Source organism: Microbacterium sp. STF-2, from assembly GCF_034650155.1.
In the GTDB taxonomy this organism is placed as follows: Bacteria; Actinomycetota; Actinomycetes; order Actinomycetales; family Microbacteriaceae; genus Microbacterium; species Microbacterium maritypicum_A.
Genome location: NZ_JARKMW010000001.1, coordinates 42,246 through 55,140 on the forward strand (window position 1 = coordinate 42,246; position 12,895 = coordinate 55,140).

The following is a 12,895-nucleotide window of genomic DNA, read 5'->3' on the forward strand; positions in this document are numbered from 1 at the left end:
TGGGCTCGCCCCGCCGCGAGGAATGACGGGATGAAGGAAAGGTGTACCGGAGTGATGACGAACCTCACCATCGGAACGACGCTCGAGGACCCGGGGGCTCCGGTCGACCTCGACGCCCGGCGTTTCAACAGGCATACCTTCTGGGTCGGGCAGAGCGGCAGCGGGAAGACGTATGCGCTCGGTGTCGTGCTGGAACAGCTGCTCCTGCACACCGAGCTGCCGATGATCGTCCTCGATCCGAACAGCGACTTCACGCGCTTGCGGGAGACGCGGGCCTCCGCAGGAGCATCCGAGACCGACCGCATGGCAGAACTCGACATCCGCGTGTTCCGCTCCGGCGCGGGTGAGGGCGAGCGCCTGCACGTGCGTTACGTCGATCTGGTGCCGGCATCGAAGGCAGCCGTTCTGCAGATGGACCCGATCGCGGATGCGGAAGAGTACAACGCTCTGCTCCATGAGGAACGAGATGCGCACGTCTTCGACGGTCGCGATATGCTCCCCGGTCTGCGAGCCTCGGGCGACCCCGCCCGGGTGCGGCTCGCGAACCGCATGGAGAACCTGCAGGTGCTGGAGTGGGCGCTCTGGTCACGCGGCGCGGGATCGGTCATCGACGTGATCGAAGAACGCCCACGAGCCACGGTCCTCGACCTGGGCGGCTTCGAGCACCCTGCCGAGCCGAAGGTCGCGGCCCTCGCCGTGCTCGAACATCTCTGGGCACACCGTGAGGAACGACGACCCGTCCTGATCGTCATCGACGAAGCACACAACCTCTGCTCGCCGAATCCCGAGACCGCCGTCGAACGAGCCCTCACCGAGCAGCTCGTGCAGATCGCGGCCGAGGGGCGCAAATTCGGGCTCTGGTTGCTGCTCTCCACCCAGCGTCCGACGAAGATCCACCCCAACGTGCTCTCGCAGTGCGACAACCTCGCGCTGATGCGGGTCAACGCGCCCCGCGACCTCGCCGAGCTCGCCGACGTCTTCGGCTTCGCCTCCGAGGACGCCATCCGCCGTTCCGCTGATTTCGTCCAGGGGCAGGCGCTGTTCGCCGGCGGCTTCATCTCGGCGCCGACCTTCGTGCAGATGGGGGAGCGGATCACCGAGGAGGCGGGCGGCGATGTGAAGGTCCCCCTGCGCGTCGAGGGATGATGGGAGCTCGATGGTAGCGATGGCACGACGGATCAGGAGCAGCACCGGGTATGGACAGGCGGAGAACGACTGCGGATGACGGGATCCTTCGCGTGCACAGGGCCCTGCGATCGGGATTCGGCACCGAGGCCGCGGTGTACGGCACGATTCTCGTCAGCGGCCTGGTGGCCGTGTCCTCGGCGCACGGGGAGACATCACTGGCGGTGCTGGTGACGGTCGCCGTCACGGTGCTGGTGTTCTGGGGTGCTCATGTGTATGCCGGCACCGTGGCCAGGGTCAGCGATCACGATGAACGCGAGCACGGTGAATCCGTCGGGGTTCGGGCGGCGTTCGCCGCGTCGGTGAAGCACTCCTTCGGCATGCTCAGCTCGGCGACCGTGCCGGCGGTCTTCCTGTTGGCCGGCACGACCCGCGTCATGCCCGACGGGCTCGCGAACGACCTCGCGCTCTGGTCTGGTGTCGTGATCCTCGCGTTCCTCGGCTATGTGGCCTTCCTCCGTCGGGGGAGCCCCCTGCTCACGCGCGTGCTCGGCGCCCTGGGGACGGCGTCGTTCGGTCTCGTCTTCGTGGTTCTCAAGGCTCTCGTGCACTGAGACCGGTGAGCCGCGGCGGGCTTGCGGTTTCGGCATACGGGGCTAGCCTGAACGCCAACGACCACGGCGGAACGAACGAGGGAGAATGCGCATGACTCACCGGATCGGCTACCTCATCGGGAGCCTCGCCCATGACTCGATCAACCGCGTCGTCGCGACCGCCCTCGTGAAGCTGGCACCTCACAGCCTCGAGATGGTCGAGATCCCGATCCGCGATCTGCCGCTGTACAACCGCGACGACGAGCTCGATCCGGTCGCCGCCGTGACCACGTTCAAGCGGGCGGTGGAACAGGCGGAGGGACTGCTGATCGTCTCACCCGAGTGCAACCGTTCGATACCGGGTGCGTTGAAGAACGCGATCGACTGGGGCTCACGCCCCTGGGGTCACAACTCGTTCGCGCGCAAGCCCACCGGCATCATCGGCGCCTCCACCGGGGCCATCGGCACCGCCGTCATGCAGTCGTCGATGCGCAGCGTGCTGAGCTTCCTCAACGCCCCACAGCTCAACGCGCCCGAGGCGTACCTGACGTATCGACCGGAGATGTTCGGCCCGGACGGCGAGGTCGAAGACGACGGCACGAAGAAGTTCCTGGAGCACTACATGGAGGAGTACGCCGCCTTCGTCGAGCGTGTGCTCTCTCTCACGGCTCCCGGCCACGTCGGCGACCCGGACTAGTCGGGCGTCGCGTCGGGGAATGCGGCGCGGCTCGCCGCCGTGATCACGGCGGACAGGCTCGCGGAGAGGACGGAGCGCCCGCGGCCTGCCGACCAGGCGACCCCTTCTTCCGTGCGGTGCTCGAGGAGGATGAGCGCCTCACTGTCGGCGCCGGATCCGACGCTGGTCTGGTGCAGGCTCACGACGTCGACACGGATTCCCCGGGTATCGAGTGCCGCCGTGAGGGCCTCGACCGGACCACCTGCCGCATGGGTGCTAGTGTGCTCGCGCCCCTCGATGTGCAGCGTGATCCGTGTGCGGGACTCGCCGTCGGACTCGGCGGTGTCGTACGAGACGAGCGCGATATCGGTGCGGGCACCGGTGCCGAGGTACACCTCCCCGAAGACCCTCCACAGCTCCGATGCCGTGACCTCGGTGCCGATCGTGTCCGTGTGCCGCTGCACGTGTCGCGCGAAGTCGATCTGCAGGCGGCGGGGCAGTTCGATCCCGTACGCCGTTTCGAGCAGGTAGGCGATCCCGCCTTTCCCCGACTGCGAGTTCACGCGGATCACCGCGTCGTAGTCGCGGCCGATGTCGGCGGGGTCGATCGGCAGGTAGGGGACCCGCCATTCGATCTCCCGTTCGTCGCGGCCCTCGGCCGCAGCCCGAGCGCGATGCTCGGAGAAGCCCTTCTTGATCGCGTCCTGGTGGGTCCCGCTGAATGCCGTGTGCACCAGGTCGCCGACATAGGGGTGGCGGGCGTGCACCTCGATCCGGTTGCAGTACTCGACCGTGCGGCGGATCTCGTCGATGTCGGAGAAGTCGATCATCGGGTCCACGCCCTGCGCGTGCAGATTCAGGGCGAGCGTCGCGATGTCGACGTTGCCCGTGCGCTCGCCGTTGCCGAAGATGCAGCCTTCGACCCGCTGCGCGCCGGCGAGCACCGCGAGCTCGGCGCAGGCGATGCCGGTCCCGCGGTCGTTGTGGGGGTGCACCGACAGGATCACGGCATCGCGACGGGCGAGGTTCTTGTGCATGTATTCGATCTGGTCGGCGTACACGTTCGGGGTGGCGACCTCGACCGTGGCCGGGAGGTTGAGGATCACCGGGCGCTCGGGGGTCGCCTGCCACAGGTCGGTCATCGCATCGCAGATGTCGATCACGTAGTCGGGTTCGGTCAGATTGAACACCTCGGGAGAGAACTCGAACCGCACGTTCGGCAGGTCTCCGGCGAACTCCCACACGTCACGGCCGCCGGAGAGGATGAGCTGCGTCAGCGCTTCGCGTTCGTGCCCGAGCACCAGGCTGCGCCAGGTCGGGGCGGTCGCGGTGTACATGTGGATCACGACCGGATTGGCGATGCCCCGGATGGAGGCGACCGTGCGTTCGATGAGGTCGCGACGCGCGGGCGTGAACACCACGATCGTCACGTCATCCGGGGCGATGTCGCTCTCGGCGATGAGCCGCACGAAGTCGTAGTCGGTCTGCGACGCCGACGGGTATCCGACCTCGATCTCCTTGTAGCCCATCCTCACCATCAGCTCGAAGAAGCGGCGCTTGCGCGCGGGGTCCATCGGCTCGGCGAGCGCCTGGTTGCCGTCCCGCAGATCGACGGGCACCCAGAGCGGGGCCGCGGTGAGACGCCGTGTCGGCCAGTCCCGCTCGGTGAGGGGCACGTCGACGCGGGAGTAGACGTCGCGGTAGCGGTGCGACGGCATCGGGGAACGTCGCTGCCTGTTCCAGGTCGGCGTCCGGTCGGAGCCGGTGTCGGTATCGAGGTCGGCGGCCGGGGAGGGGTGGGGGAACGATGTCGTGGTCATGGCGGGTGCGGTGTCCTTCTTCGAGGGTCTGCGACCGGCACACGTTCGACTCCACGACGGGGAGCCGGTCCGGCTACGTCCCGCCGTGGCGACGAAGAAGAAGGTGCTCTGACGAGAACATGGCTAGACTGTAACACAACTCCTCAGACAAGTAGACGAGAGGCTGGCATTGCGCATGGCACAGGTGAGGCGAGAACCCCTGGCGGATCAGGCTGCGGCACTCCTGCTGGAACGGATCCGCGCCGGAGAATGGGCACTGGGGGAGAAGCTCCCCGGGGAGACGACGCTCGCGCCGCAGCTCGGAGTGGGACGCTCCACCGTGCGCGAGGCGATCCGCCAGCTCGCCGGGCGCGGGGTGCTGGCCTCGCGACAGGGCGCAGGCGTCTTCGTCCTCGCGCTCGATGCGCCCGAGGACTGGGACGCGGTGCTGCGAAAGGCCGGCATCGTCGCAGTGATCGAAGCGCGCATCGCGATCGAGACCGAAGCCGCCGCGCTCGCCGCCGCGCGACGCACGCCCTCAGACCTGCGCAGCATCCGTCGCGCCCTGGCCGATCGCGATGCGCATAGGTCCGACATCGACAGTCACGTCGATGCCGACACCGCGTTCCACCGCGCGGTCGTCGCCGCGTCGCACAACGCCGTCCTCCTCGACCTGTTCGACAGCTTCACCCCCCGGCTGCGTGAAGCCATGGTCGAGATGCTCCGCATCCGACGGGAGTTCGGCGACGATGCCGACCACGACGCCCACGCCGCCCAGGTCGACGCGATCGTCGACCGCGACGAGGGCGCTGCTGCCGCGCGGAGCCGTGCACACCTCCTCACACTGCGGGACGCGCTGGCATGACCGAGGAGAAGCCTCGTGTGAACCGTACGTCCGACGTGCTGGTGCTGAGGGGTGTCGACGTCATCCGCGGCTCGCGCCAGATCCTGACCGGCGTCGACCTCACCGTCCGTGCAGGGGAGCATTGGGCCCTCATCGGACCCAACGGCGCGGGCAAGAGCACGATCCTGAGCATGTGCGGCGCGGAGGCGCACCCGACCCGAGGGTCCGTGCATGTGCTCGGTCAGCAGCTCGGGCGGGTCGAGATCCGCCGGCTGCGCGAATCGATCGGACATGTGAACCCTCGTCATCCGCTGCGCTCGCCGCTGACGGTGCGGCAGGTCGTCCTGACCGGTGCGACGGGGACGACGGAGATGATGAACCGCTGGGAGCCGTCGCCGTCGCTCATCGCGAGGGCGGACCACCTCATCGGGATGCTGGGCCTCGGCGGGCGGCAGGACGCCACCTGGCCGACCATGTCGCAGGGGGAGCGCGGCCGGGCACTGATCGCGCGAGCCCTTCTGCCCGACCCCGGGTTGCTGCTGCTCGACGAGCCCTCCACCGGTCTCGATGTCGCCGCCAGGGAGCAGTTCCTCGAGACCCTCGACCTGCTGCACGACGCGCAACCCGATCTCGCGACGGTGCTCGTGACGCACCACCTCGAGGAGCTGCCGGGGTCGACCACTCACGCAGCCCTGGTCTCGAAGGGGGAGGTCGTGTCGCAGGGGGCGGCGAGCGATGTTCTCACGACCGCCCTCGTGACCGCGGCGTTCGAGTACCCCATCCGGATCGAGCATCGCGATGAGCGATGGCAGGCCCGTGCCGGTCGGGTGCTCGTGGGCTGAACGTGAGAGGCCCGGGCATGCTCACCGGAGCACGATCAGCTCCCGTGTCGACCGGGTCATCGCCACGTACCGGTCCACGGCGCCGGTGACATCGTCACCGAACTGCTCCGGGAGCACCAGGACGACCAGATCGAACTCCAGGCCCTTCGCCCCCTCGGGAGTCAGCGATCGCACGCGCGCTGTCGGGGCGAGGTCCGGGGCGCCGATGACGCACGCGATCCCGTCCGGGTGCTCATCGAGCCAGGCATCCAGCAGGCGGGGGAGCGAGGCGACGACGTCGTATCGCACGGGCGTTCCGCTCTCGCGCACCGACGTCGGCACATTGGCGTCCGGAATCGCCGCGAGGATCGCCGGTCCTGCCGCCGCCATCACCTCGGCCGGAGTCCGGTAGTTCACGCCCAGGTGGGCGATCCGGACATCGCGGAGGCCGATGCGGGTGAGCCGCGCTTCCCAGCTCTCGGTGAAGCCGTGCCGCGCCTGTGCGCGGTCTCCGACGATCGTGAAGCTGCGTGAGGGGCAGCGGGCGAGGAGCATCCGCCATTCCGCATCGCTGAGCTCCTGCGCTTCATCGACGACGATGTGCCCGAACGGCCCCGCCAGCTCGTCCGGCGGGAGCGCGGGCGGAGCGTCGACGCCGAGCAGCACGTTCCTCGCATCCTGTCCGCGAAGGATGGACATCACTTTCATCTCGCTGTCATCGTCTTCGATCAGGTGGTCGACAACGTGGGAGATCTGCTCCTGCGCCGAGGCGACGACGGCTTGGCGGCGGTGCTCGTCGCGGACGGCGTCGGGATCGCCGATCCGCCGGCGCGCGGCGTCCAGGAACGGGAGATCGGCGACGGTCCACTTCTCGGGGTCCTCGCGCTGCAGAGCCGCGACCTCTCCGGGCGAGAGGCTCGCAGCGCAGCGCTGCAAGAAGTCGGGGGAGCTCCACAGCCGAGCGACCATCGAGGTCGGGGACAGCATCGGCCAGGCGCGCACGAACGTCCCGGTGAGCTCCTCGTCCTGTCGCAGCCACCGTCGCACGATGTGGGGAGGCACGTCATCGTCGTGCACCTGGTCTGTCAGCAACTCGAGGATCTCCTCCCACACCTCGTCACGCGCCACGTTGTGCGAGACCGCCGGGTCGGCGCCGGAGAACAGTGCCGTCCATTCCTCGCGGCTGATCCAGAGGTCGGCCCACGGCGACTCGATGCGCATCGCGTGCGAGGGAGGGCGCTCGAACCACGTCGCCGCCGCATCGAGTATCGCGACGGGATCGAGGGCGGCCTTGAGCAGTGCCACCCGCGCATCCTGCTCGTCCACGGCCGTTGCTCCTTCCGGCACCAGGTCGCGCAGGGTCGAGAGCCGTACGGCGTCCTCGCCGAGACTGGGCAGCACATCTTCGACGTACGCGAGATAGTGCGGGTGAGGCCCCACGAGCAACATGCCGCCCGCGCTCTGCGTGAGTCGCGGCTCGGCGTACAGCAGGTGCGCGGCGCGGTGCAGCGCCACGACGGTCTTTCCCGTGCCGGGTCCACCTTCGACGACCAGTGCGCCGGGCGAAGACGCGCGGATGATCGCGTCCTGGTCGGCTTGGATCGTCGCCAGCACGTCCCGCATGCGCGACGTGCGTTGGGCGCCGAGGCTGGCGATGAAGGCGGATTGGTCGTCGAGCGAGGCCGAACCGTCGAATGCGGCGTCGGTCAATGCCTCATCCCAGTAGTCGCTGATCCGTCCGTCGACCCACCGGTATCGACGTCGGGACAGGAGCCCGCGCGGATCCTCCATGGTCGCCGCGAAGTACGGTTCTGCCGCCGGGGTCCGCCAATCGATCAGCAGCCGAGTGCCGTCGGCGGCGGCCAGGCCTGTGCGGCCGATGTACACGGGGTCGCCGTGTTCCGGGGTCATCCGACCGAGGCAGATGTCGGTGCCGTAGCGCTCGAGCACGCGCAGTCGTCCGCTCAGGCGACGTATCTCGAGGTCGCGTTCCACGGCCGCGTCTCCGAACCGGGCGGAACGCTGACGCACCTCGGCCAGACGTGACGTCACGTCGGCCCGATGCGCCTCGAGGGCGTCGTCGATCCTGCGGAGGTGATCGCGGTCGGCGTCGATGAGCTCTGCCGTCGACTTCGCGCGCAGATCGTCGGGGAGATGGAAGGGGTCGAAAGGCATGGATCTCCTTCACGCCCGCGCGCAGTTCGCACGAGCGAGGGTCGATTCTGCCCCGAGGTGGGGGCCTTGCGGCAAGCCCCCACCTCGGCGATATCCTGGAAATGCAGACGGAGAGCTACGCCTCGTGCACCGTGCGGCCGGCGATCACGGTCCGCACCACGCGGGTCGTCAGCAGGGCAGCGGGATCCCCCTCGAACGGGTCGACATCGAGAACGACGAAGTCGGCCGCATATCCGACAGCGATACGGCCGCGCCAGTCCCCGTCGCCGATCGAGGCCGCGGCTTCCCGAGTGGCATGCGCGATCGCACGCTCCAGGGGGAGCGCCTGCTCGGGATGGATCGCCGGCACGCCCGGAGCCAGAGCTGAAGCACGGGTAGCCGCGACGTACATGTTCGCCATGGCCTCATGCGGCGCCGTCGGAGCATCGGTGGAGAAGGCGAGGAGCGCGCCAGCCTCGTCGTACTCCGACCAGGCGAACGCGCGGTCGGCCCGTTCGTCTCCGACCTGTGCCGCCCAGTTGGAGAAGATCGCGGGATCAGCGTGCACGGGCTGCATGGACGCCGTCACTCCGAGCCGTGCCATCCGCTCCGCGGTCCCCGGCGCCGCGTACTCGAGGTGCTCGATGCGGTGCCGTCGTTGGCGGTCGCCGTTCACCGCGACGGCATGCTCGATCGCATCGAGGGCGAGGGTGCTCGCCGCATCGCCGATCGCGTGCATCGCGATCTGCAGTCCCGCGGCATCCGCCGCGGCGACGACCGGCAGCAGGCGTTCGGCGGGCCAGATCGGCGCGGCGTTCGTTCCGTCGGCGTAGGGTGCCCGCATGGCGGCCGTGCACGCGTCGATCGTCCCGTCGAGCACGAGCTTGATCCCGAGCACCCGTACCCCTGCCGTCGTCGCGGACGCATGGGCGGCGGCCTGCGCGACCTGCGCGAGGTTCGCGGCATCGTCGCCGGTGTTGACGATGAACCAGTGCGCGGCGATGCGCAGTGGCAGGCTGCCGTGAGCGGCCGCACGACCGAGGGCGGCCAGCCCGAGCTCGTCGAAAGCCATGTCGACGGCTCCGGTCACGCCGGCGGCGAGGTACGCGGAGACGACCCGCTCGACCGCCGCATCGCGCTGCGCATCGGTGGTCGTGGCGTCGCGATGAGCCCAGGCGTGCAGCTGCGCGGCGGTCTCGTAGAGCATCCCGGTCGCATCGCCCGCCGCATCGCGGGCGATGCGGCCGCCGATGGGGTCGGGGGTGTCGCGGGTGATCCCGAGCTCGGCGAGCGCGGCCGTGTTCACCCAGCACGAGTGATAGTCGTTCGCGTCGAGGTAGACCGGGATGTCGGAGACGACCGCATCGATCATGGCCGCTGTCGGCTCACCGCCGGGGATCGCATCGAACAGCCATCCGCGTCCGCGGAGCACACCGGGCGCGGCCTCGCGCGCGGTGCGGAGCCGGCGCTGGATCTCCTCGAGAGAGGAGGCGTCCGTGAGTCCTACCTGTCCGAGCGCTTCGCCCATCATGAGCAGGTGGGTGTGCGCGTCGGTGAATCCGGGGAGCACGACGCGGCCGTGGAGATCGACGACCGCATCGGCGTGCGGTGCCGATTCCTCGGTGCCGACATGCACGAACGCGTCGTCGTCGACCACGAGCGCTGAGCTCCACCGGGATTCGTCCCCGGTGAAGATGCGGCCGTTGCGGTAGAGGGTGCGGGTCATGCGTCGATCTCCTGTGCGGTCATGCGTTCCAGACGGGTCGAGATGAGGGCGATCGCCCCGGTGGGGACGGCCAGGATGAAGCTCGCGATGCCGAGCGCCACCGCGAATCCCTGATATCCCAGGGCGCCGACGAGGGCCGCGCCGATGACCGGGGTGAGCGCCGACCCGACCAGGTAGACGGCGAGCAGCGGTCCCGACCAGCGCCCGTCGGCATCCAGTGCCGCGGACGTCGACACGAAGTACATGAACGCGATGGCGTAGATGGAGTTCCAGGCGATGAACACCACGATGAAGGCGGTGGGATCGGTGACGAACCCCTCCACGATCTTGAGTGCGCCCCCGGCGACCAGCAGGACGACCAGGGGAACCGCGCGCCCGAATCGGGCTCCGACGATCATGAGCAGCAGCGAGCCGAGGAGTCCCCCGGCCGTTGCGCCACTGAGGGCGATGCCGAGCCCTTCGGGAGTGAGGCCGGCCTGTTCCGCGCCCATGATGCCCGCCATCGCCCAGAGGGAGTCTTCGCTCGCCGCCCACAGGGCGAACACGATGAGGAGTCCGAGACCGGCGATCGTCACGGTCCGCGAGCGGGCGGGGGAGGTGCGCACGGTGCCCGTCGGAGGGATCTCGATCGGCATCGCCTCGGCGACGGCCGCCCCCGCCTGCGGGGCGAGGACCGGAGCGGCGGGGAGCCATGCCGAGGCGATCAGCCCGATCAGGCTGAACAGCGCCAGCGCACCGAAGACGTCGAGAGGGGCGAGGCCGATCAGCGGGATCACGGCGAGGACCACCGTGATGACTCCGCGGTTCGCGAGCCCGTTGAAGCCGGCGACCCTGTCGGGGTTGCGGAAAGCGGCGAGCGCCGCGCCCGATGCGGCGACCGCGCCACCTGCTCCGGCGCCGCCGAGGAGCAGCCCGGGAAGCATGGCCGCCGGCGCGAGGGCCGCGGTCGCGAAGCCCACGACGGCGAGGCCGAGCCCGGCGCGCGCGACCGTGCGGCGATGCACCCCGGCGCACAGCGGGGCGATGGCCAAGCCGGTCACCGCGGTGAGCAGGAGGGTCGCGGTGACGAGCCAGCTGGCGGTGAGGACGTCGAGGCCGAGGCCTGTCTGCGCGGCGGTGATCATGTAGGGCGACAGATTGACGCCCAGGTACCCCGCGATCCCGATGGCGAACGTCGCCGTCGCCGTCGGGAAGCGGAGGGGGATTCGGGTGCGGAGATCGAGAGTGGTCATGGGGCTCCAGGGAGTCGGCACGGCATTGTGCGGAGAGAGGGAAGACAGCGGACGTGCGGCGGGTGGGGCACGAGGCGTAAACGAATGGTGTTCGTAAACGAATGGTGTTCATTATTATGCACAGATGAGGGTTCTCGCGGAACCCCCAGATCTCATACCCGGTCCGCCGGAGAAAGCGAGTCCCGATGCCGAGGCCTTCCTCCCCGCTCCTGTCCCCGGAGATCATCGGCTCGGCGGGTCTCGCGCTCGCGAGAGCCGGCGAACCGTTCGGAGTGAACGCCATCGCCCGCGAGCTCGGCGTGCGCCCGTCATCGCTCTACAACCACGTCGACGGCATGGACGGCATCCTCGAGCTCATGCGCGGAGAACTCGTGGAGGGATACCGCGTCGAGTGGCACGGCGAGCCCTGGGACGAGTTCGTGCTCGCGGTGCTGCGCACGCAACGCCGGATGTACGCAGACCACCCGCAGCTCGTTCCGTTGCTCGTGGGGAAGACGATCACGCACCCGGCGGTGATCGCCGCATACGACGATCTCGCATCCGTGCTCGTCGACGGAGGCTTCCCCGACGATGAGGTGCTCTCGGTGATCGCCGTCATCGACGCCTTCGCGATCGGCTTCGGTCTCGATCTCGCCTCTCCCGACGAGGTCTGGCAGCCCGAAGGCGGCACGCGCACTCTGGGGCGTCTCATCGACGGTGCGGAGCGCGGGAGTGCGCGGTCGGATCGTACATTCGAGCTCGGGGTCGGCCTGCTCCTCGACTCGCTGCGCGCGCGCCTCGTCGGCACTCCGCCCGTGACCGGTCAGGCGTCTTCCCGGTTCTGACGTAGCATGCACTCTGCCGCATCCGTCGATACCGAGGAGGACCCATGACGACCTGGAACCCTGACGAGCTCAGCCGCATCGCCGAGCCGGAGATGTTCGATCTCTCCGCGCAGCTCGAGGACGGCACCATGCCGAAGACCGTGGGGATCTGGGCGGTCGCGGTCGACGGTCGTCTGTTCGTCCGCTCCTACACGGGACTTGCGGGCAAGTGGTACGCCCCGGCCCTGGCCAGCCTGCGCGGACGTGTCTCCGCGGGTGGCGTCACGAAGGATGTCCGCTTCGAGAGGGTCGGCGATGAGGCGATCAACGCCGCGATCGATGCCGAGTACCTCCGCAAGTACACGCCGAGCCCATACGCTCCCGAGATGGGTCAGGAGCCGGTGCGTTCGAACACGCTCGAGGTCATCCCGCTCGACTGACCGTGTCGCGATGCGTCGCGTCGACCGGGGAGATTGGCCCTCTCGATGACCCGCCCCAGACGGTGTCGTCGAGAGGGCTCACCGCCCTTCCCGGACGGTAGGGGAGGCGGCGAAGATATCGCTGCGCTCACGGCTGATTCCCCAGTCCTCAGCCTCGTAGCCCCCGCTACGAAGAGCAGAATATCGCTTAATCCGCTTGTCCGCCATTTGGGGGACAAAGAAATTTACGAATGTTGCTCGTGAGGGACTCCCTGTTGTCTTCCTGACGGCCTTCTCTAGGGTGGACTCATGGACAGACTGCTCGTGCTCACCGCTCAGGTCGCCATCGCCCACGGCCATCGCATCGAGGTGACGGAGCAGACCGATCCGCTCACCGACGAACCGGTCGTCCTCGCCATCGTCGACCTCGACACGGGCATCCGCTATCGACGCGCAGAAGACCCGAGTGGCGACTTCTCCCGCTGGATCGGGCGCGTCCTGCGCTGCACCGTGACGATGGGTGGCGCCGGCGCGCACACCTCGCTGCTCGTCGACCCCATCGAGCCCGGTCCGACCGGCGCCAAGGTCGCTCTCCGTGAAGCCGACGCAGCCGCCGACGCCGCGAAGGCCGAGGCGGACCGCTGGGGTGGAGCCGACCGTCCTCCCGTGGAGGAGCCCGAGCGATTCTGGTGAGTCGGGGCGG

Annotated in this window: 12 protein-coding genes; 8 read left to right on the forward strand and 4 right to left on the reverse strand. The window is 69.0% G+C overall.

The window, feature by feature from the left end; translation table 11 throughout:
• The first annotated feature begins 54 nt into the window (after positions 1-54).
• The 3 genes from MicroSTF_RS00210 (at position 55) to MicroSTF_RS00220 (ending at position 2,415) form a co-directional block, all read left to right on the forward strand.
• Entirely contained in the window at positions 55-1,146 is a 1,092-nt protein-coding gene (locus MicroSTF_RS00210; RefSeq protein ID WP_021199292.1) for an ATP-binding protein, read from the forward strand.
• A 50-nt stretch (positions 1,147-1,196) separates the two neighbouring features.
• Positions 1,197-1,739, forward strand: coding sequence for a hypothetical protein (locus MicroSTF_RS00215; protein ID WP_051667801.1), 543 nt, complete (start codon positions 1,197-1,199; stop codon positions 1,737-1,739).
• A 91-nt stretch (positions 1,740-1,830) separates the two neighbouring features.
• Positions 1,831-2,415 (forward strand): NADPH-dependent FMN reductase, encoded by a 585-nt coding sequence (locus MicroSTF_RS00220; RefSeq protein ID WP_322952720.1) that lies wholly within the window; start codon positions 1,831-1,833, stop codon positions 2,413-2,415.
• Here the strand turns inward: MicroSTF_RS00220 and MicroSTF_RS00225 are convergent.
• Positions 2,412-4,112, reverse strand: coding sequence for a 2-isopropylmalate synthase (locus MicroSTF_RS00225; protein ID WP_322956294.1), 1,701 nt, complete (start codon positions 4,110-4,112; stop codon positions 2,412-2,414). The genes MicroSTF_RS00220 and MicroSTF_RS00225 overlap by 4 nt on opposite strands.
• Positions 4,113-4,389: 277 nt before the next feature.
• Here MicroSTF_RS00225 and MicroSTF_RS00230 point away from each other — a divergent pair, with 277 nt between their 5' ends.
• The gene (locus MicroSTF_RS00230) at positions 4,390-5,058 is read left to right on the forward strand and encodes a FadR/GntR family transcriptional regulator (RefSeq protein WP_322952722.1); all 669 of its coding nucleotides are present in this window, start codon (positions 4,390-4,392) and stop codon (positions 5,056-5,058) included.
• Positions 5,059-5,075: 17 nt separating this feature from the next.
• Positions 5,076-5,879, forward strand: coding sequence for an ABC transporter ATP-binding protein (locus MicroSTF_RS00235; protein ID WP_322952724.1), 804 nt, complete (start codon positions 5,076-5,078; stop codon positions 5,877-5,879).
• A 21-nt stretch (positions 5,880-5,900) separates the two neighbouring features.
• Here the strand turns inward: MicroSTF_RS00235 and helR are convergent, their stop codons facing one another.
• The 3 genes from helR to MicroSTF_RS00250 all read right to left on the reverse strand — a co-directional run bounded on the left by helR (position 5,901) and on the right by MicroSTF_RS00250 (position 10,970).
• Complete coding sequence (gene helR, locus MicroSTF_RS00240; RefSeq protein ID WP_322952725.1) at positions 5,901-8,033, reverse strand: RNA polymerase recycling motor ATPase HelR; 2,133 nt, start codon at positions 8,031-8,033, stop codon at positions 5,901-5,903.
• A gap of 115 nt (positions 8,034-8,148) precedes the next feature.
• A complete protein-coding gene (locus tag MicroSTF_RS00245) occupies positions 8,149-9,738 on the reverse strand; it encodes an amidohydrolase (protein ID WP_322952727.1) in 1,590 nt (529 codons plus the stop codon).
• The gene (locus MicroSTF_RS00250; RefSeq protein WP_029264892.1) at positions 9,735-10,970 is read right to left on the reverse strand and encodes a hypothetical protein; all 1,236 of its coding nucleotides are present in this window, start codon (positions 10,968-10,970) and stop codon (positions 9,735-9,737) included. Before MicroSTF_RS00250 ends, MicroSTF_RS00245 begins: the two co-directional genes overlap by 4 nt.
• Positions 10,971-11,155: 185 nt before the next feature.
• Here MicroSTF_RS00250 and MicroSTF_RS00255 point away from each other — a divergent pair, with 185 nt between their 5' ends.
• The 3 genes from MicroSTF_RS00255 (at position 11,156) to MicroSTF_RS00265 (ending at position 12,885) form a co-directional block, all read left to right on the forward strand.
• Positions 11,156-11,794: a TetR/AcrR family transcriptional regulator C-terminal domain-containing protein gene (locus MicroSTF_RS00255; RefSeq protein ID WP_021199302.1), complete on the forward strand. Its 639-nt coding sequence runs from the start codon at positions 11,156-11,158 to the stop codon at positions 11,792-11,794.
• 44 nt (positions 11,795-11,838) lie between these two features.
• A complete protein-coding gene (locus MicroSTF_RS00260; RefSeq protein ID WP_021199303.1) occupies positions 11,839-12,213 on the forward strand; it encodes a DUF2255 family protein in 375 nt (124 codons plus the stop codon).
• 288 nt (positions 12,214-12,501) lie between these two features.
• Positions 12,502-12,885, forward strand: coding sequence for a hypothetical protein (locus MicroSTF_RS00265; RefSeq protein ID WP_322952731.1), 384 nt, complete (start codon positions 12,502-12,504; stop codon positions 12,883-12,885).
• Positions 12,886-12,895: the final 10 nt, after the last annotated feature.